General features: G+C 65.3%; 16 protein-coding genes and 1 tRNA gene. 12 read left to right on the top strand and 5 right to left on the bottom strand.

Translation table 11 applies throughout. From position 1 onward, the window contains the following. Nucleotides 1-41 precede the first annotated feature (41 nt). Together rpsA and FHR22_RS05130 are read left to right on the top strand one after the other, a co-directional pair. Nucleotides 42-1,754 (top strand): 30S ribosomal protein S1, encoded by a 1,713-nt coding sequence (gene rpsA, locus FHR22_RS05135; protein ID WP_166939604.1) that lies wholly within the window; start codon nucleotides 42-44, stop codon nucleotides 1,752-1,754. A gap of 197 nt (nucleotides 1,755-1,951) precedes the next feature. Next, entirely contained in the window at nucleotides 1,952-2,230 is a 279-nt protein-coding gene (locus FHR22_RS05130; RefSeq protein ID WP_166939602.1) for an integration host factor subunit beta, read from the top strand. A gap of 49 nt (nucleotides 2,231-2,279) precedes the next feature. On the opposite strand, the gene FHR22_RS05125 is transcribed toward FHR22_RS05130, so the two are convergent. Further along, nucleotides 2,280-3,047: an ABC transporter permease gene (locus FHR22_RS05125; RefSeq protein ID WP_166939600.1), complete on the bottom strand. Its 768-nt coding sequence runs from the start codon at nucleotides 3,045-3,047 to the stop codon at nucleotides 2,280-2,282. Continuing rightward, entirely contained in the window at nucleotides 3,044-3,991 is a 948-nt protein-coding gene (locus FHR22_RS05120) for an ABC transporter ATP-binding protein (protein WP_166939597.1), read from the bottom strand. The genes FHR22_RS05125 and FHR22_RS05120 overlap by 4 nt, the downstream gene beginning before the upstream one ends. Nucleotides 3,992-4,079: 88 nt before the next feature. Between FHR22_RS05120 and FHR22_RS05115 the strand changes: the two genes are divergently transcribed. The 3 genes from FHR22_RS05115 (at nucleotide 4,080) to FHR22_RS05105 (ending at nucleotide 5,600) form a co-directional block, all read left to right on the top strand. Then, nucleotides 4,080-4,165, top strand: a tRNA-Leu gene (locus tag FHR22_RS05115). A 53-nt stretch (nucleotides 4,166-4,218) separates the two neighbouring features. Further along, a complete protein-coding gene (locus FHR22_RS05110) occupies nucleotides 4,219-4,485 on the top strand; it encodes a hypothetical protein (protein ID WP_166939595.1) in 267 nt (88 codons plus the stop codon). Further along, entirely contained in the window at nucleotides 4,482-5,600 is a 1,119-nt protein-coding gene (locus tag FHR22_RS05105) for a dipeptidase (RefSeq protein WP_166939593.1), read from the top strand. Before FHR22_RS05110 ends, FHR22_RS05105 begins: the two co-directional genes overlap by 4 nt. 148 nt (nucleotides 5,601-5,748) lie before the next feature. Here the strand turns inward: FHR22_RS05105 and alr are convergent, their stop codons facing one another. Further along, entirely contained in the window at nucleotides 5,749-6,870 is a 1,122-nt protein-coding gene (gene alr, locus FHR22_RS05100) for an alanine racemase (RefSeq protein WP_166939591.1), read from the bottom strand. A gap of 152 nt (nucleotides 6,871-7,022) precedes the next feature. On the opposite strand from alr, the gene FHR22_RS05095 reads away from it, so the two are divergent. The 4 genes from FHR22_RS05095 (at nucleotide 7,023) to FHR22_RS05080 (ending at nucleotide 12,665) form a co-directional block, all read left to right on the top strand. Then, on the top strand, nucleotides 7,023-8,384 hold the full coding sequence (locus FHR22_RS05095) for an alpha/beta hydrolase family protein (protein ID WP_208417488.1): 1,362 nt from the start codon (nucleotides 7,023-7,025) through the stop codon (nucleotides 8,382-8,384). 81 nt (nucleotides 8,385-8,465) lie between these two features. After that, a complete protein-coding gene (locus tag FHR22_RS05090; RefSeq protein WP_166939588.1) occupies nucleotides 8,466-9,959 on the top strand; it encodes an ABC transporter substrate-binding protein in 1,494 nt (497 codons plus the stop codon). Nucleotides 9,960-10,002: 43 nt separating this feature from the next. Then, nucleotides 10,003-10,425 carry a DUF4112 domain-containing protein gene (locus FHR22_RS05085; protein ID WP_166939586.1) on the top strand — a complete coding sequence of 141 codons (423 nt, stop codon included), beginning with the start codon at nucleotides 10,003-10,005 and terminating at the stop codon, nucleotides 10,423-10,425. Nucleotides 10,426-10,514: 89 nt separating this feature from the next. Continuing rightward, nucleotides 10,515-12,665, top strand: coding sequence for a prolyl oligopeptidase family serine peptidase (locus tag FHR22_RS05080; protein WP_166939583.1), 2,151 nt, complete (start codon nucleotides 10,515-10,517; stop codon nucleotides 12,663-12,665). 305 nt (nucleotides 12,666-12,970) lie between these two features. On the opposite strand, the gene FHR22_RS05075 is transcribed toward FHR22_RS05080, so the two are convergent. Together FHR22_RS05075 and FHR22_RS05070 are read right to left on the bottom strand one after the other, a co-directional pair. Continuing rightward, the gene (locus FHR22_RS05075) at nucleotides 12,971-14,329 is read right to left on the bottom strand and encodes a HAMP domain-containing sensor histidine kinase (protein WP_166939581.1); all 1,359 of its coding nucleotides are present in this window, start codon (nucleotides 14,327-14,329) and stop codon (nucleotides 12,971-12,973) included. After that, nucleotides 14,326-15,003, bottom strand: coding sequence for a response regulator transcription factor (locus FHR22_RS05070; RefSeq protein WP_166939579.1), 678 nt, complete (start codon nucleotides 15,001-15,003; stop codon nucleotides 14,326-14,328). The genes FHR22_RS05075 and FHR22_RS05070 overlap by 4 nt, the downstream gene beginning before the upstream one ends. 140 nt (nucleotides 15,004-15,143) lie before the next feature. On the opposite strand from FHR22_RS05070, the gene FHR22_RS05065 reads away from it, so the two are divergent. Genes FHR22_RS05065 through FHR22_RS05055 form a run of 3 tightly spaced genes read left to right on the top strand, consistent with a single transcriptional unit; the run spans nucleotide 15,144 to nucleotide 17,826 of the window. Continuing rightward, nucleotides 15,144-15,872, top strand: a complete 729-nt coding sequence (locus FHR22_RS05065) for an HAD-IB family hydrolase (RefSeq protein WP_166939577.1) — start codon at nucleotides 15,144-15,146, stop codon at nucleotides 15,870-15,872. Beyond that, entirely contained in the window at nucleotides 15,872-17,026 is a 1,155-nt protein-coding gene (locus FHR22_RS05060; protein WP_166939575.1) for a hypothetical protein, read from the top strand. Before FHR22_RS05065 ends, FHR22_RS05060 begins: the two co-directional genes overlap by 1 nt. A 5-nt stretch (nucleotides 17,027-17,031) precedes the next feature. Then, nucleotides 17,032-17,826 (top strand): FkbM family methyltransferase, encoded by a 795-nt coding sequence (locus tag FHR22_RS05055; RefSeq protein ID WP_243853585.1) that lies wholly within the window; start codon nucleotides 17,032-17,034, stop codon nucleotides 17,824-17,826. The last annotated feature ends 76 nt before the right edge of the window (nucleotides 17,827-17,902 follow it).

Genomic DNA, 17,902 nt, shown 5'->3' with positions numbered 1-17,902 from the left:
CAACCGCTTGGCCGGAACAAATGAAGTAAGGAATATCATCTATGGCCACTACGGCTTTCCCGACGCGCGACGATTTCGCCGCGATGCTCGACGAATCGCTTGGTGGTGCCGACGGCGGCTTTGAAGGCCGCGTCGTCAAGGGCACCGTGACCGCGATCGAAAACGACCTGGCAGTGATCGACATCGGCCTGAAGAGCGAAGGCCGCGTGCCGCTGCGCGAATTCGCGATGCCGGGCCAGAAGGCCGACATCAATGTCGGTGACGAAGTCGAAGTCTATGTCGACCGCGTCGAAAACGCCAATGGCGAAACCATGCTGTCGCGCGACCGTGCGCGCCGCGAAGCCGCCTGGGACCGTCTGGAAGAAGAATTCAACAAGGAAGCGCGCGTCGAAGGCGTCATCTTCGGCCGCGTCAAGGGCGGCTTCACCGTCGACCTCGGCGGCGCCGTGGCGTTCCTTCCCGGCAGCCAAGTCGATATCCGCCCCGTACGCGACGTCGGCCCGCTCATGGACCTGCCGCAGCCCTTCCAGATCCTCAAGATGGATCGCCGCCGCGGCAACATCGTCGTGTCGCGCCGCGCCATCCTCGAAGAAACGCGCGCCGAACAGCGCTCGGGCCTGATCCAGAACCTTGAAGAAGGCCAGATCATCGAAGGCGCGGTCAAGAACATCACCGACTATGGTGCGTTCGTCGACCTCGGCGGCATCGACGGCCTGCTCCATGTCACCGACATGAGCTACAAGCGCGTCAACCACCCGAGCGAAGTCATCAACATCGGTGACAATGTCCGCGTCCAGATCATCCGCATCAACCGCGACACGCAGCGCATCAGCCTCGGCATGAAGCAGCTCGAAAGCGATCCGTGGGAAGGCGTCGCCGCCAAGTACCCCGTCGGTGCGAAGCTGTCGGGTACGGTCACGAACATCACCGATTACGGTGCGTTCGTCGAACTCGAAGCCGGCATCGAAGGCCTGGTCCACGTCAGCGAAATGTCGTGGGTCAAGAAGAACGTCCACCCCGGCAAGATCGTTTCGACGAGCCAGGAAGTCGACGTCATCGTCCTCGAAGTCGACAGCGACAAGCGCCGCATCTCGCTCGGCCTCAAGCAGGCCCAGTCGAACCCCTGGGGCGCATTCGCCGACGAACATCCGGTTGGCAGCGTCGTCGAAGGCGAAGTCAAGAATGCGACCGAATTCGGTCTGTTCGTCGGCCTGCCGGGCGACGTCGACGGCATGGTCCACATGTCGGACATCGCGTGGGGCATCTCGGGCGAAGAAGCGCTGCACCTCCACCGCAAGGGCGAGGCCGTGCAGGTCGTCATTCTCGACGTCGATGTCGAGAAGGAACGCATCAGCCTCGGCATCAAGCAGCTTGAAAAGGGCGCCCCGGCGGTTGGCGGCGGCGCCGCTGCTGCCGGTTCGGTGAAGAAGAACGACGTCATCACCGTCACCGTCCTCGAAGTCCGCGACAACGGCCTCGAAGTCCAGGCCGGCGACGATGGCGCGACCGGCTTCATCAAGCGCGCCGACCTTGGCCGCGACCGCGACGAACAGCGCGCCGAACGTTACCAGGTCGGCCAGAAGTTCGACGCGATGGTCATCGGCTTCGACCGCTCGAAAAAGCCGAACTTCTCGGTCAAGGCGATGCAGATCGCCGAAGAGAAGCAGGCCGTCGCGCAGTACGGCTCGTCGGACTCGGGTGCGTCGCTCGGCGACATCCTCGGCGAGGCGCTGAAGGCCGGCAAGAAGGATTGATTCCTTCTTCCGCCGTCAGGCGACACAAAAGGCCCGCAGAGTGTCCCTCTGCGGGCCTTTTTGCTGCCGCGATATATTTTGACCGATCATCAAATCATGATAGTCTCCGCTCCGCGTTGGGAGGGGTCTCACGCAACAAGCCGGCAGCGACCGGTCATAACCTGCATCCGCGGGGTGCGTGATAATAGGGGAAGCTCATGATCCGGTCGGAACTGGTTCAAAAGATCGCGAGTGAAAACAGCGACTTACGCCTTGAAGAGGTCGAACGCATCGTCGACGCCTTTTTTGATTCCATTGTGGATCAGCTCGCCTCGGGCGGCCGGGTCGAACTGCGGGGCTTCGGTGCCTTTTCGACCCGCAGCCGCGAATCGCGCACCGGCCGCAACCCGCGCACCGGCACGCCGGTGGCGGTGAAGGCCAAGGCGGTGCCCTATTTCAAACCCGGCAAGGAAATGCGCGAGCGGCTGAACGACTGAACGCACACCGTCATCCCGGCCTTCGCCGGGACGACAGCCTGTGCCATCATCAATTCTTCAGCCGGTATCCCGTCCGGAACATCCAGAAGATCACGCCAAGGCACAGCGCCAGGAACAGCGCGACCGCGCTCATGCTGACGCCGATGCCGACGTCGCCTTGCCCGAAGAAGGTCCAGCGGAATCCGCTGATCAGATAAACGACCGGATTGAACAAGGTGACCGTCCGCCATGCCGCCGGCAGCATATCGAGCGAGTAGAAGGCACCACCGAGGAAGGTCAGCGGATAGATGACGAGCATCGGGATGACCTGAAGCTGCTCGAAGCTCTGCGCCCAGATGCCGATGATGAAGCCGAACAGGCAGAAGGTCACCGCCATCAGCACCATGAACGCCGCCATCAGCAGCGGATGCGCGACCTGAACGTCGACGAACAGATGCGCGGTGGCGAAAATGATCGACCCGATGATCACCGATTTGGTCGCCGCCGCGCCGACATAGGCGATCAGCAGCTCAAGCGGCGACATCGGCGCCGACAGCATCTCGTAAATCGTGCCGGTCCATTTGGGCATATAGATGCCGAAGGATGAATTGCTGATGCTTTCGGTGAACATCGTCAGCATCATCAGCCCCGGCACGATGAACGCGCCATAAGGGACGTTGCTGACCTCGTTCATCCGGCTGCCGATCGCCGATCCGAAAACGACGAAATAGAGCGCGGTGGTGATCACGGGCAGCATCAGGCTGGTCCAGAAGGTGCGCCCGAAGCGCGCCATTTCGAACAGGTAGATGGCGCGGATGCCGCGGATATTCGAGATCATGCCGCCTGCTCCTGCGCCGCGCCGCTTTCATGAACCAGCCCGACGAAAATATCCTCGAGCGAGCTCTGTTTGGTGTTCAGGTCCTTGAACTGGATACCCAGGTCGCTCATCCGCCGCAGCAGCGACGGAACGCCGGTCGCCTCGGCCTGGCTGTCGAATTCATAGACAAGTTCATGCCCTTCGGCCGCCAGTTCGACCTTCCACTGGGCAAGCTCTTCCGGCACCGCACCCAGCGGTTCGGCGAGGTTGAGCGTCAGCGTCTTGCGGCCCATCTTCTTGATCAGCGCATTTTTCTCCTCGACCAGGATCAGCCGCCCCTTGCTGATCACCCCGACGCGGTCGGCCATTTCCTCGGCCTCCTCGATATAATGGGTGGTCAGGATGATCGTCACGCCGCGTTCGCGTAAGGACCGCACCATGTTCCACATATCGCGGCGCAGTTCGACGTCGACCCCGGCGGTCGGCTCGTCGAGGAACAATATCTCGGGTTCGTGGGACAGTGCCTTGGCGATCATCACGCGGCGCTTCATGCCCCCCGACAATTCCATGATCTTGCTGCCGCGCTTGTCCCATAAGGACAGATCGCGCAGCAATTGCTCGATGAATGCCGGATCGCGCGGCTTGCCGAACAGCCCGCGCGAAAAGCTCACCGTCGCCATCACCGTTTCGAACGCGTCGGTGTGCAGTTCCTGCGGCACCAGCCCGATCATCGTCCGCGCCGCGCGATAGTCGCGGCCATGGTCGTGCCCGGCGACGGTCACCGTCCCGCTGCTGGCGGTGACGATGCCGCACACGATGCTGATCAGCGTCGTCTTGCCGGCACCGTTCGGCCCGAGCAGCGCGAAAATCTCGCCCTTGTTGATCGTCAGGTCGACGGCGCTCAACGCTACGTGCCCGCTTTTATAGGTTTTTCCGAGGCCGGAAATCTCGAGGACTGGAGTCATCACCGTCATCTAGCCGAGCCGCCCGCCGGGGTGAAGCGGCAAACATCACTTGACGTCGCCGGGACCATCGGCTTGACCGGCAAGCCAAGCGGACGTGGCGAAATCGGTAGACGCAGCAGACTTAAAATCTGCCATCCTCTGGATATGCGGGTTCAAGTCCCGCCGTCCGCACCATCCCCTGTGACAAGGCACTGCCGCGCCCCGGGGTCGAGACCGTCGAAGCCCGATTGCCACCTTCCTGCATCGCCCTTCCCGCTTTCCCGGAAACCGGCGGCATCAATAGCCTTTCTAAAGCTGAGACCGGAAATTTCTGCCGCTTGTCCAGACGCTATATTCAAATGATACAGGCTCATCGCGATCTTCAGGAGTTCCCGATGCGCCCGATCCTCACTTCAGCCTTTGTCGTCGGCCCGATGCTCGCTGGCCCGCTGCTTGCTGGCCCGCTGCTCGCTGGCGCGGCCACCACCACCCACTCACAGGAGAATCAGGCATGAACCGGAGAGAGGCGCTCTTTTCTTCCCTGGGCCTTGCGACGACATTGTCGGTTTCGACCGCCTTCGCCAATCAGCCGCCGGGTCGCTCCGCCACCTTGAAAGAAGCCAGGCAGCTCCAGGATTCGACGCTGCTGGTCGATCAGCTCGACGGGTCCGCGATGACCGACGAGTATCTGGACATGCTGGAATCGGCCGGGGTCGATATCTGGCAAGGCCATGGCATGTCCAGCTTCAGCAACGCGACCGCGATGCTGAACTTCTTCGACAAACATGCGAAGCGCCTGGTGCTGGTAAAGAGCGTGCGCGACATCCGGCAGGCGCATCAGGACGGCAAGATCGGTTACCTCGTCGGCTGGCAATCGGCCACCTACTTGACCAACGAAACCGATGAGTGGGGTCTTCCCCCGATCGAGAATTTGCGGACCTTTTGGGAACTGGGCCTCCGGATCTGCGGCCTGATCTACAACAACACCACCGTGTTCGGCGGCGGATCGCTCGATCCGACGCTCGGGCTCAGCCGTGCCGGCCGCCGGCTGGTGGAACAGATTCACAAGCAGCGGATCGTGCTCGACGTCGGCGGGCATACCGGGGATCAAACATCCTATGACGCGATCGCCATGTCGAAAGGGGTCCCGGTCATCTGTTCGCACACCAACTTGCGGGCGATTGCCGACAACCCGCGCAACATGCCCGACAAGATGATCGAACAGATCGCCGCCAGCGGCGGCGTCGTCGGCGTCACCGCCGTCAATGATTTCCACGCGCGGAGCCGAAAGGACGAGAAAATCCGGCTCACACCCCAGGTCGGCCTGGAAAAGCATCTCGATCAATATGATTATCTGAAGCGCCTGGTCGGCGTCGATCACATCGGCCTGGGATGCGATTTCATGTATGGCCGGGCGGATTTGACCCGGACCAACCCGCTGCTCTGGCCGCCCGACGCCTATAGCGCCGTGCCCCCGGCCGAAATGTTCATGGTCAAGGGCTATGAGAAAATCACCGAGCTGCCGAACGTGACCCAGGGACTGATGCAACGCGGCTGGACCGACGACGAAATCCGCAAGGTGCTGGGGGGCAACTGGATGCGGGTCTACGAGCAAGTGTGGGGCGCCTGACGGGCCGATCGGCGGCCGGTATCCGCTTCTCTCTCAATCTGCGATCAAAAGTGGCCGGTCGGCGATCGGCCAGACGCCCTAGCCGATGCTCTCCCGTGGTGCCCCCGCCTTCGCGGCAATGACGGCGGGAGATCGATAGGCCCGAATCCTAGCCGGTCGGCGCGTCGACATAGCGAACCGGCATCCGGTCCGACAGCGACATCATCACCTCGAGCGGCGAAACACCGGTCCATGCGGCCCAATCGTCGACCGTGATGCGGACATCGCCGGCTTCGCCGATGATCAGCGCGCGGTCGAACGTCGCGGGCGCTGCGCCATCGCTGACGTCGATCATCAGATATTCGAGCGTGAAGCCGCGGATCGGCACGCGCCGCTCGCCGACGATCACCTGCGCTTCGCCATGCTTCGCCTTCGCCAGGCCGTCGGCCAGCCCGATGCCGAGCGTCGCGGCCAGGCTGTTGCCACGCGCGCCATAGCCGCCGCCCTCGACCCCCGCCCCGCCGACTTGCAGCACGGGCGCGGATACCGACCGGATCAGCGGGCGAAGCGCGGGATGCGATCCGACATCCTGCTCCAGCGGGCTGATCCCGAACAGCGCATGCCCGACACACACCGCTTCGCACGCGTCGGGAAGGTCGGCGAGCACACCCGAGCTGCCCCATATCTGCGTCACCGGAATGGCGACCCCGCGCCCGCGAAGCGCGTCGATCACGGCGTTGAACAACTGGCAGCGTTCGCGCGCCCAGTCCGCGCCATCTTTCGAACCGAAGGGAAGATGCGAATAGACGCCGCGCAGGTCGAGTTCGCCCCGCGCCGCCACCCGTTCGACAAACGCCGACGCCTGTTCCAGCGCGACGCCGAAGCGCCCCAGTCCCGCATCGAGCTTGATCCAGACCGGAGCACGCCGCCCGGCGGCCGCGGCCGCCTTCGCCAGCATCTCCGCCCCCGCGTCGTCGAAGATCGTCGGCTGGAAATCATGGCGCAGCACCGCTTCGACCTGCTGCGGTTCGATGCCGCCGAACAGCAGGATCTCGGCATCGATTCCCGCGTCGCGCAGCGCGATCGCTTCGTCGACATTGCCCGTCCATAGCTTGCGGACACCGGCATCGACGAGCGCGCGGCTGATCCCGACCGCGCCGAAGCCATAGGCATTCGCCTTGATCGAGGCGATCACCTCGCGCCCGCCTGCCAGCGCACGGACCACGGCCAGATTGTGGCGAAGCGCGGAAAGATCGACGTCCATCGCCACCGATCGAGAGGATTGCAGCATAGTCTTTCCTTTTCCGGGGCTTGGAGCCTGATGACGCCGTCATCCACCTATCGCCCTTGGCGGTAGCAGTTTTGCCGCTACGATGCAGAATCACATCTTCTTTGCCTTAGGGTTAGGACCTTGGCCTCTGCCTCGCTCAGCCACCGGATATCATGCCAGCCATCGATCGAACCCGCCGCAACCGGCGCCCTCTTCTCCCGCCGCGCCTGCTGTCGGCGTTGATCGCGATCGCAGCGGCGATGCCGGCGGCCGCCGCCGGCCCCGACTGTGCGATCGGCACGTATCGCCTGCCCGACGACGGGGTAATCGATGTCGCCGCCGCCGACGCGGGGGCGCTCCGCTGGCGCAGTCTCGATGGCAGCACGGGCGAACTCAGGCGCGACGGCGATCATTGGACCAGCACCGCGGGCTGGACCGGCCGCTCCGACGGCTTGCAGGTGCGTTTCGATTGCGCCGCGGGCACCGCAGAGTTCGGCGAACGTCGCGCGCGGCGGATCGCCTTCGCCACGCAGGACACCAGCTTCACCAGCCACGATACCCGCCTCGTCGGCCGCCTCGTCATGCCGCCGGGCGACGGCCCTGTCCCGATTGTCGTCCTGCTCCATGGCGCCGAATTCAGCTCTGCCCTGGATTCCAATTCCTTGCAGCACCTGCTTCCCGCCGCGGGTGTCGGCGCCTTCGTCTATGACAAGCGCGGGACGGGCGCGTCGGGCGACAAATATACGCAGGTCTTTACATTGCTCGCCGACGATGCGGTCGCGGCGCTCGCCGAGGCGCGCCGGATGGCGGGGCCGCGTGGCGTCCGCTTCGGCTTTCAGGGACCCAGCCAGGGCGGCTGGATCGCGCCGCTCGCGGCAACGCGCACCGATGTCGACTTCCTGATCGTCAGCTTCGGGCTTGCCGTATCGGTCGCCGACGAGGACCGCGAAGCCATCGCGTTCCAGATGGGGCTGAAGGGCTATGGCCCCGACGTGATCGCCAGGGCGCAGGACATCGGCGCCGCGGCGACGCGCGTCTTCGCAAGCGGGATGACCGACGGGATCGAGGAACTCGACGCGGTGCGCGCCCGCTATCGCGGCGAGCCTTGGTATAAGGACGTCTATGGCAATTTCACCCACATCATCCTCGGCATGACCGCCGACGACATCCGCACCAAGGGCCAGGCCTATCGCTTCGGCACCCCGCTCCACTATGATCCGATGCCGACGCTCCGCGCGGTGAAAGTGCCGCAGCTCTGGGCGCTCGGCGGGCAGGATATCGATGCGCCGGCCGGCGAAACGGTGCGGCGGATTACCGCGCTGATCGATGCAGGCAAGCCGATCACTCTCGCCGTCTTCCCCAAGGCCGAACATGGCATGACCGAGTTCGAGACCGCCGCCGACGGCACGCGCGTGTCGACGCGCTTCACCCCCGGCTATTTCCGGCTGCTGGTCGATTTCGCACGCGACGGCGCGGCGGGCAAAGCCTATGGCGATGCGCGGATCACCCGCCCGCCGCCCCGACCTGCGGGTTAATTCATGACGACGGCTATTCCGCTTTCGCGGCGGACGGCTATGATCGGCAACATCGCGCGGCGACGAAGAACAGGGTACAGAATGCAGGCAAAGAGCAAAGGATGGCACGCCGCCCCGGCCGCGCTGCTCGCGCTTGTCCTCGCCAGCTGCGGCCTGTTCGGTGACCGCGGCCCGGTAAAGATCGCCGCGATCGGGCCGCTCAATGCCGCCGCGAACCCCGTCAACGGCGAACTGTCCGCCGCCAACGCCGCACTGCTCGACACGACATCGCAGGGGCTGATCAGCTATGACGGCGAAGGGCAGATCGATACCGGGCTCGCCGATCGCTGGACGGTGACCGGCGACGGCCGCAGCTATATCTTCCGCCTGCGCGAGGCGAAATGGGCCGACGGCCGCAAGGTGACCGCCGAGGATGTCGCGACGATCCTCCGCTCCTATCTCGCGCCGCGCAGCCGCCACATGCTCAAGGATGATTTTCCCGAGATCGAGACGATCAAGGCGATGACCGATACCGTCATCGAAATCCGCCTCGCGGTCCCCCAGCCGGCGATGCTCGAACTGCTCGCCCAGCCGTCGATGGCGATCGTCAACAAGGGCATGGGCTGGGGCCCGATGCGCGCGCACAAGCTGGGCCGCGCGATCCGCCTCTCCCCCGTCCCCGATCCGCTCGCCGAAGATCCCGAAGCGGCCGAGGCCGCCGCCAACGATCCCGCGGCGTCGATCGAACTGATCGGCACCTCGCCCTCGCGCGCGCTGGCGCGGTTCAAGAACGGCTATGCCGACGGCGTCATCGGCGGCCGTTTTTCGACTTTGCCCTATTTCATTTCCTCGAACGTCGGGCGCTCGCGCCTCGTCGTCGATCCCGCCCCGGGGCTGTTCGGGCTCAGCTTCGTGAAGGCCGAAGGCTTCCTCGCCACCGACGCCAACCGCGACGCGCTGTCGCGGGTGATCCGGCGCGACCGGCTGATCGACGCGTTCGGCCTCGCCGAATGGCAGCCGCAACTCACGCTGCGCCCCGCGCTCTATGCGCGCGACGGCGGCCCGGCGCCGCTGCTGCCCGCTTGGTCCGAATATGACGACGCCTCGCGCCTCGCACAGGCGAAGCGCGCCGTCGACGCCTGGCGCGGCGCGGGGCGCGAGATCGCACCGCTGCGCATCGCGCTGCCCGACTCGCCCGGCGGGCGCATCCTCTTCGCCTATGTCGCCGCCGACTTCGCGCGGCTCGGGATCGAGAGCCGCCGCGTCGGCCTCGCCGCCGACGCCGACCTCCGGCTGATCGACGAGGTGATGCCCAACGACGACGCGCTATGGGCGCTGCGCCGCCTGTCGTGCCGCCGCGACACGCTGTGCAACCGCGAGGCGCAGCAGCTGATCGACCAGGCCACCGCCAATATCGACATCGGCCAGCGCGCCCAGCAGGTCGGCGAGGCCGAGGCGGTCATGGCGCGCTACACCCCCTTCATCCCGCTCGCGACCCCGCTCCGCTGGTCGGTCGCGTCGCAGCGGCTGACCGGCCTGCGCGCCAACGGCCGGGCACAACACCCATTGAATCATCTGATCGCAGCGCCCAACTAAACGGGCGGCGCTGCAATTTCGAGCGCTTCCGGAAAGGACCCTGATGGCCCCTTCGACCCCCAATCCCGACGCGATCTTCGATGCGCTGATCCAGAACCGCAACGACCCGGCAGCGCTGCGCAAGCGTGTGGAAACGCTGGAAATCCTGCTCGAACGCAGCTTCGTCATCCCCGGGATCAACCGCCCCGTCGGGCTCGACGCGATCGTCGGCCTGGTCCCCGTCGTCGGCGATGTGATCACCGCGATAATGGGCGCCTACCTGATCTGGGAAGCGCGCAACCTCGGCATGCCGAAGTGGAAAATCCTGCGCATGATGGGCAATCTTGGCGTCGACACCGCACTTGGCGCGATCCCGCTGGTCGGCGACGCGTTCGACTTCCTCTTCCGCTCGAACACCCGCAATCTCAAGATCATCAAGCGCCACCTCGACAAACACCACCCCGGCACGATCATCATCGACCAGTAAGCCGCCGCACAGCGGCCCTTCCCTTGCCCCGTGCCGCGATGCTAGCAGGTCTGGAGAGGCCGGCGCACGCCGGCAACAGGGAGATGATGATGATCCGCGCCACCTTCGCCGCGCTCGCCCTTTGCTGTTCGCTTGCGGGCGCCGCCGCCGCGCAGGACGACGGGGAAGAAAAGCCGAAGGTCGCGGCGCCCGAACCCGCCGATCCCTATCGCTGGCTCGAGGATATCGACGGCCGGAAATCGCTCGACTGGGTGCGCCGTCAAAATGCCGCGACCGGCAAGCTGATCCTGCCGCGCCCGGGTTTCGAAGCCGATCGCAAACGCGCCCGCGCCATCCTCGACGACGACCGGCAGATCGCGATGCCCGACGAGGTGATGGGCGAGACGGTCACCAATATCTGGCGCGACGCCGCCAATCCGCGCGGGCTGTGGCGGCAAAGCCCGCTCGACGCCTGGCTCGCCGGCAAACCGGTGTGGACGACGCTCATCGACGTCGACGCGCTCGGCAAGGCCGAGAAACAGAGTTGGGTCTGGCACGGCGCCGACTGCCTCGCCCCCGATTACAAACGCTGCCTCATCTCCCTGAGCCCCGGCGGCACCGACGCCGACATCGTGCGCGAATGGGACCGTACGACAGGAAAATTCGTCAAGGACGGCTTTGCGCTGCCGCTCGCGAAGAGCAGCGTGACCTGGGAAGACGCCGACAATCTGCTCGTCGCGACCGATTTCGGCAAGGACAGCATGACCACCTCGGGCTATCCGCGCATCGTCAAGCGCTGGAAACGCGGCACCCCGCTGTCGTCGGCGCAGACGCTCGTCGAGGGTGAGGCCGCCGACGTCGGCATGACCGTCAGCGCCGAAATGGACGGGGACAAGCGCTGGCCGGTCATCAGCCGCGCCAAAAGCTTCTACACCACCGATTATTACATTCCCAAACCTTATGAAGGCGGCGAATATACCGACACGATCATCCCCGAAACCGCCGAACTTCGCGCGGTGATCGACGGACAGGCGATCATCTTCCTCAACGACAAGGAATTTGATTATCCGGCGGGCTCGCTGCTCGCGCTGCCGCTCGACGAAATGTCGCGCGGCGATCAGGTGCCCTTCGTCCTCGTGATGCAGCCGACCGCCGCGCAGGCGATCGAGGAGGTCGCGGCGGGCGACGATGTGCTGTGGGTCAAGGCGCTCGACGATGTCGAGGGCAAGCTGTTCGCGCTGCGCCGCGACCAGCCCCATGGCCGCTGGAGCCAGAAGGAAGTGCCGCTCGCCGACAAGGCGACAGTCCACATCGCGGGCACGGTCGGCCGCCGCAATCTCGTGCTCGCGACTGCCGAAACGATGCTCCGGCCGCCGACGCTCTATGCCCTCGGCGAAACCGGGCCGGCGCAGGCGATCCAGAGCCTGCCGGCGGTTTTCGACGCCCAGGACATGCACGTCGAAAAACGCTTCGCGACGTCGAAGGACGGCACCAAAATCCCCTATTTCCTCGTCCGCAAGCAAGGCAGCGAAGCCTCGCCCGTCCCGGCGCTCATCCACGCCTATGGCGGCTTCAAGGCGGCACAGACCCCCGGCTACCTCACCGGCCAGCCCTATCGCGCCGGCCCGCTCGGGCTGTTCTGGGTCGAGGACGGCAATGCCTATGTCCTCGCGAATATCCGCGGCGGCGGCGAATATGGTCCGCTGTGGCACCAGGCCGCGCTCTATGAAAAACGCCAGAACAGCTTCGACGATCTGCACGCCGTCGCCGAGGATCTCGTCACGACGGGGGTGAGCGCCAAGGGCAAGATCGCGATCTCGGGCCGTTCGAACGGCGGCGTCCTCGTCGGCGCCGCGATGGAGCAGCGCCCCGACCTCTACGGCGCGGTTATCTCGGGCTCGCCGCTCAAGGACATGCGGCGCTTCAACAAGCTGCTCGCCGGGGCATCATGGATGGACGAATATGGCGATCCAGACGATGCCGCCGACTGGGACTATATCTCGAAATATTCGCCCTATCAGAATATCCGCAAGGGCGTGAAATACCCGCCGATCTTCCTCTACCTGTCGACCAAGGACGACCGCGTCCACCCCGGCCACGCGCGCAAATTCGCGGCGCAGCTCGAGGAATATGGCAACCCCGTCTATTACCACGAATATACCGAGGGCGGCCATTCGGTCGGCGCCGACCATGCCGAAGACGCGGTCCGCGCCGCGATGCTGCACGGCTTTCTGCTGAAGGAACTGGTCGAGAAGAAATAGGAAGGTCGGCCGACGGCCGGTTGCGGACATTCCCTTTTTCGTCACCCCGGACTTGATCCGGGGTCCCGCTGGACGTCGAAACCTGCATTACCCTCAGAAAAGCGGGATCCCGGGTCAAGCCCGGGATGACTGAAAAAGGGCAACAACCGGCCGGGAGTTGCCGTCCCGTCCATCGTCACCCCGGACTTGATCCGGGGTCCCGCTGGACGTCGAAACCTGCGTTACCCTCAAAAAAGCGGGATCCCGGGTCAAGCCCGGGATGACGAAGCTGTAGAAAGCGATGCCTGCTTCCCACCCCAAAGCCGTCAAAAGCTCAGCACCACTTTCGCCCCCGGACCCGCATCGCCAATCTCCATCCGCCCTTTATGAAACGCGACGATGGCGGCGACGAGCGCGAGGCCCAGCCCCGTCCCCGGCTGCCCCGCTGTGTCGGGAACGCGAAAGAAACGCTCTTTCACACGCTCGCGATATTCGGGCGCGATCCCCGGGCCGGTATCGCTGATCTCGATCCGCGCGCCCGCCCCGGCCGCGCTCGCCGTCACCCCGATCGTCCCGCCCTCGCCGCCATATTTGCCCGCATTGTCGAGCAGGTTCGACACCGCCTGGAAAATCAGGTGCCGGTCGCCCTCGATCACCAGCCCCGGCGCGACGCGGCTCTCGATCCGCTGCCCGCGCGCCTCGGCCTCGGGCAGATGGAATTCGATGGCATCGGCGAGCAGGGTCGACAGGTCGACCGGCTTCATCCCGGCCAGATGGCGCCCGCTTTCGATCCGCGCGATGCGCAGCAGCGCGTCGAAGATCGATTGCAGCCGTTCGGCCTCATTCACCGCCTGTTCGGCCAGCCGCTGGCGCTCCGCCTCGCTTTCAGCCGTCCGCAATTCATCAAGGTCGGCGTGCAGCCGCGCCAATGGCGTGCGCAGTTCATGCGCGACATTGTCCGAAACCCGCCGCACCGATTCGACCGATTCCTCGATCCGCGCCAGCATCAGGTTCAGCGCGTCGGCAAGCTCGTCGAAATCGTCGCCGGTGCCGCGCAGCGGAATGCGCTCGGTCAGGCTGCCCGCCATCACCCGCCGTGCAGTGCGTGTCACCGCATCGATCCGCTGCCCGACCGCGGCGCTCATCGCGAAGCTGCCGGCAATCGCCAGGAAGGCCGCGACGACGATCAGCCACGCCGAACCGATGGTGAACAGTTCATCGCGGTCGTCGATGTCCTCGACATCGCGCCCGACGATCAGCCGCGTCCCGTCGTCGAGCCGCTGCTCGACGACCAGCGCTTCGTAATCGCGTTCCTGCCCGCCCTTATAGGCATCGGCCTCGAGCAGCGCCCAGCCCGGTACCGGATCGTCGGGCCAGCTCGGCAGATTGGCGATCAGCACCTTGCCATCGGGCGCGATCAGCGCGTCGAAGGCCCGCCGCGGTCCCGACGCACGCCGCGCCTCCAGGGCGCGGAGCAGCGCATCACGCCCCGCCGCGCGGTCCACCGCCGCGAGATTTCCGGCTTCGGTCCGGACCGATCCGGTTTCGTGGAGCAGCGGCTGGTAAACGCCGATCCAATAGGCCGCGCCGAACATCGCGGCGGTCGACGTCAGGAACAGCGCGACATAGATGACGCCGAGCCGCAGCGTCAGGCTGCGCCACACGCGGCGGCGCGGCGCGCTCATGGTGCCGCCCGCATGATATAGCCGGTACCGCGCACCGTATGGATCAGCGGCCGTTCGAATCCGCGATCGACCTTTTGCCGCAGCCGGCTGACGTGCTGGTCGATGATATTGGTCTGCGGGTCGAAATGATAATCCCACACATGTTCGAGCAGCATCGAACGTGTCACCACCCGCCCTTCGTTGCGCGCCAGATAGGCCAGGATACGAAACTCGCGCGCGGTCAGATCGACCGGCTTGCCCCCGCGCCGCACCGCTTGGCCGAGCAAGTCGATTTCCAGGTCGCCGATCGCCAGCCTGGTTTCGGTGACGATCGCCGGGCCGCGGCGGCTCAGCACGTCGATCCGCGCCAGCAGTTCGGACATCGCGAACGGCTTGGTCAGATAATCGTCGGCGCCGGCGCGCAGCCCCGCGACGCGTTCGTCGACTTCGGCCAGCGCGCTCAGGATCAGGACCGGTGTCGTGTCGCCCGTCGCGCGGATCGTCTGCACGATCGTCAGCCCGTCGACGTTGGGCAACATGCGATCGACGACGATCAGGTCATAGGTCTCAGCCGCGGCGCGCAGCAATCCGGCGCGCCCGTCGCCTTCGACATCGACCAGGTGCCCGGCCGCCTTCAGTCCCTTGCCGATATGTTCCGCGACGCGCGCATCGTCCTCGATCACCAATATATGCATTGCGTCACCGATACCGGCTGAACGCCGCTGCCGCCATCACTTCGATGCGCGCGGACCGAACATGTCGAAAATCAAATCTTTGCGCCATCGGCGCGGCAGGTGCCGCTGCCACTGTCGCTCCTGCAGAACAGGAGTGGGTCGTGGTACAAATACAAGCGAAACGCGCCGCGGCGCGCGCGGTCGAGACGCGACGGATCGAACTTTCGGTTTTCGATCTCGATCGCACGCTGTCGATCCTGCCCACCTACACACCCTTCCTCTTCTTCGCTGCGCGCACCCGCGCCCCGTGGCGCCTGCTGCTCGTCCCGTTGCTGCTGCCGGTCGCGATCCTCTATGTGCTCGGGCTGATCCCGCGCCGTGCGATGAAGCAGGCGATGCACCGCGTCGCGCTTGGCGGCGCCCTGCCCGAACGCGATGCGGCGCGGATCGCCGACCGCTTCGCGCGCCGGCTCGCCGAACGCGGCCTTTATGCCGAAGGGCTCGCGCTGATCGAGGCCGAACGCCAGGCGGGGCGCCGCGTCGTTCTCGCCACCGCCGCACCGCATTTTTACACCGCCGCACTCGCGCGCCGGCTCGGCATCGCCGACGTCATCGCGACCGCATCGATCTGGCAGGACGGATGCCTCGTCCCCGCGATCGGCGGCGCCAATTGCTATGGCGCCGACAAGCGCCAGCGGCTCGAAGCCTTCATGGCGCAGGCCGGCATCGCGCGCGAGGCGGCGTATATCCGTTTCTGGTCGGACCATGTCTCCGACCTCCCCGTCTTCGACCTGTGCGACGAACCCTGCGCGGTCAACCCGTCGCCCAAGCTGCGCAGCGTCGCCGCCGCGCGCGGCTGGCCGATCCTCGACTGGCGGAAGCGGCCGTGATGCGCATCGGTTTCCTCTTCAACCATCACGGCGGGCATCAGGTCGCGCATGCGCTGCCGGTGGCGCTCAAGCTGCAGCAGCGCGACCACCAGGCGCGGGTCAGCATCTTCGTCTCCGAAGGTTGCGAGGCCGAGGTACGCCGGCTCGCGGCCGCGCATGGAAAAACGAGGCCGGAAATCGTCCGCCTGCGCCCGCCATCGCTCCTCGCGCGCGCCGCGAACAAGGCGACGGGAAGCGCGCTTCCCGCCGACATCGTCTCGACCCTCCACCGCAACCTCGACCGGTTCCGCAATCTCGATGCGCTCGTCGTGCCCGAAAAAACCTCGCTGCTGCTGAAATCGCTCTTCGGGCTGAAATCGCTCAAGCTGGTCCATACGCGGCACGGCGCGGGCGACCGCGCGATCGGGTTCGACAAGGCCAGCGGCAAGTTCGACCTTGTCCTCCTGTCGGGCGAAAAGATCCGCGACCGCCTTGCGCAGGCCGAACTGCTGAAGGACGACGGACATGCGATCGTCGGCTATCCGAAATTCGACCTGCCGCCGCGACCGGCCGGCCCGCGCCTCTTTCCCAAGGACCGGCCGACGGTCCTCTACAACCCGCATCCCTCGCCCGCCTTGTCGTCATGGTATGGCATGGGACCGCAAATATTGGACTGGTTTGCGCAAAGCGGCGATTACAACCTCATCTTCGCGCCGCACGTCATGCTATTCAAAAAACGGCTCACCGCCTCGCTTTCTCCCTTCGCCCTCGGCTGGAACCCCCGCCCGCGTCCGGAGCATCACGGGCACGACCACATCATAATAGACCCCGCCAGCCCCGCGAGCCTCGACATGACCTATACCGATGCTGCGGACATCTACATCGGTGATGCAAGCAGTCAGGTTTACGAGTTCATTCGCCGCCCCCGCCCCTGCATCTTCCTCAATCCGCGCCGCATCAACTGGCAGGGCAACCCTGATTTCGCGCATTGGCGCGCCGGTACCGTCGTCGAAACGATCGACGAACTCGCGGCCGCCCTGGCCAAAACCCCGCTGCTGTCAACCGCGATGCACGAGCGGCAGGAGGATATGTTTCGCTACAGCTTCGATCTCCAGGAGCGCCCCTCGTCCGAGCGCGCGGCCGACGCCATCCTTGCCTATATGGCGCGTCAGTGACCGCTATGCCATATAACCAGCCAGCTCCCTCGCGCTTCGCCGCTTTCTTCGACTATGGTGTGAAGAAGACGCTGCACAAATGGTTCGTGCGCGGTCTTTCAGCGCTGCCCCTGCCTCGCCCCGACGACGTCGTGATGTCGCGCTATGGCGTCCGGATGCGTGCCAACTGGCGCGATCGCACTTTTCAATATTGCCGCTACGCGACCTATGGCCGCGTCCTTTCGGATTATCTTGCCGCGCACGACATGCCTTTCGCCTTCGTGGACATCGGCGCCAATCAGGGCCTCTACAGCCTGCTCGCGGCGCAGAACCCGCACTGCGCGGCGGCGATCGCATTCGAACCCGTCGCCGCGACCTTTGCCCTGCTGCGCGACAATATCGCGCTCAACACAGCGGAAGCGAAGATCAGGCCGATCCACGCCGCCGTCTCGCTCCATTCGGGAATCGCCGCGATATCCACCAACGCCACGCATAGCGGCACCGCCAGCCTGCGCGATTCGAACAACACGGCTCGGCCTGAGGCCGAGGATATTCGCATTCTCGGCATTTCGGGTGTCGACACGCTGCTTCCCGACGTTTTGCCACTGATCGTCAAGATAGACGTCGAGGGACATGAGGAAACCGTCGTCGAGGCGCTGGCAGCATCCACGCATCGCGATCGTATCTCCGCCATCTTCTACGAAATCGACAGCCGCTGGACCGACGCCGCCGTGATCGAGGCACGGCTGAGATCGACCGGCTTCACCCGCTTCGACCGCTTCGGCATCGGGCGGCATTATGACGTACTCGCGCGGCGCTGAGGCGCGGAACCCTCTTCCCTTCCCGGGCGTATCCTGAACTGAATGCCGCTCACCGCGGCAACAGCCTTCGCGAGGA

Origin of the sequence: Sphingopyxis panaciterrae (genome assembly GCF_011762125.1) — a bacterium.
Taxonomy (GTDB): domain Bacteria; phylum Pseudomonadota; class Alphaproteobacteria; order Sphingomonadales; family Sphingomonadaceae; genus Sphingopyxis; species Sphingopyxis panaciterrae.
Note: the sequence above shows the minus strand (reverse complement) of the source record. Positions and strands in the feature narration are given on the sequence as shown.

Coding starts and splice junctions, on each gene's coding strand:
- rpsA (WP_166939604.1), top strand. CDS start 42: ATGGCCACTACGGCTTTCCCGACGCGCGACGATTTCGCCGCGATGCTC.
- FHR22_RS05130 (WP_166939602.1), top strand. CDS start 1,952: ATGATCCGGTCGGAACTGGTTCAAAAGATCGCGAGTGAAAACAGCGAC.
- FHR22_RS05125 (WP_166939600.1), bottom strand. CDS start 3,047: ATGATCTCGAATATCCGCGGCATCCGCGCCATCTACCTGTTCGAAATG.
- FHR22_RS05120 (WP_166939597.1), bottom strand. CDS start 3,991: ATGACTCCAGTCCTCGAGATTTCCGGCCTCGGAAAAACCTATAAAAGC.
- FHR22_RS05105 (WP_166939593.1), top strand. CDS start 4,482: ATGAACCGGAGAGAGGCGCTCTTTTCTTCCCTGGGCCTTGCGACGACA.
- alr (WP_166939591.1), bottom strand. CDS start 6,870: ATGCTGCAATCCTCTCGATCGGTGGCGATGGACGTCGATCTTTCCGCG.
- FHR22_RS05095 (WP_208417488.1), top strand. CDS start 7,023: ATGCCAGCCATCGATCGAACCCGCCGCAACCGGCGCCCTCTTCTCCCG.
- FHR22_RS05090 (WP_166939588.1), top strand. CDS start 8,466: ATGCAGGCAAAGAGCAAAGGATGGCACGCCGCCCCGGCCGCGCTGCTC.
- FHR22_RS05085 (WP_166939586.1), top strand. CDS start 10,003: ATGGCCCCTTCGACCCCCAATCCCGACGCGATCTTCGATGCGCTGATC.
- FHR22_RS05080 (WP_166939583.1), top strand. CDS start 10,515: ATGATCCGCGCCACCTTCGCCGCGCTCGCCCTTTGCTGTTCGCTTGCG.
- FHR22_RS05075 (WP_166939581.1), bottom strand. CDS start 14,329: ATGAGCGCGCCGCGCCGCCGCGTGTGGCGCAGCCTGACGCTGCGGCTC.
- FHR22_RS05070 (WP_166939579.1), bottom strand. CDS start 15,003: ATGCATATATTGGTGATCGAGGACGATGCGCGCGTCGCGGAACATATC.
- FHR22_RS05060 (WP_166939575.1), top strand. CDS start 15,872: ATGCGCATCGGTTTCCTCTTCAACCATCACGGCGGGCATCAGGTCGCG.
- FHR22_RS05055 (WP_243853585.1), top strand. CDS start 17,032: ATGCCATATAACCAGCCAGCTCCCTCGCGCTTCGCCGCTTTCTTCGAC.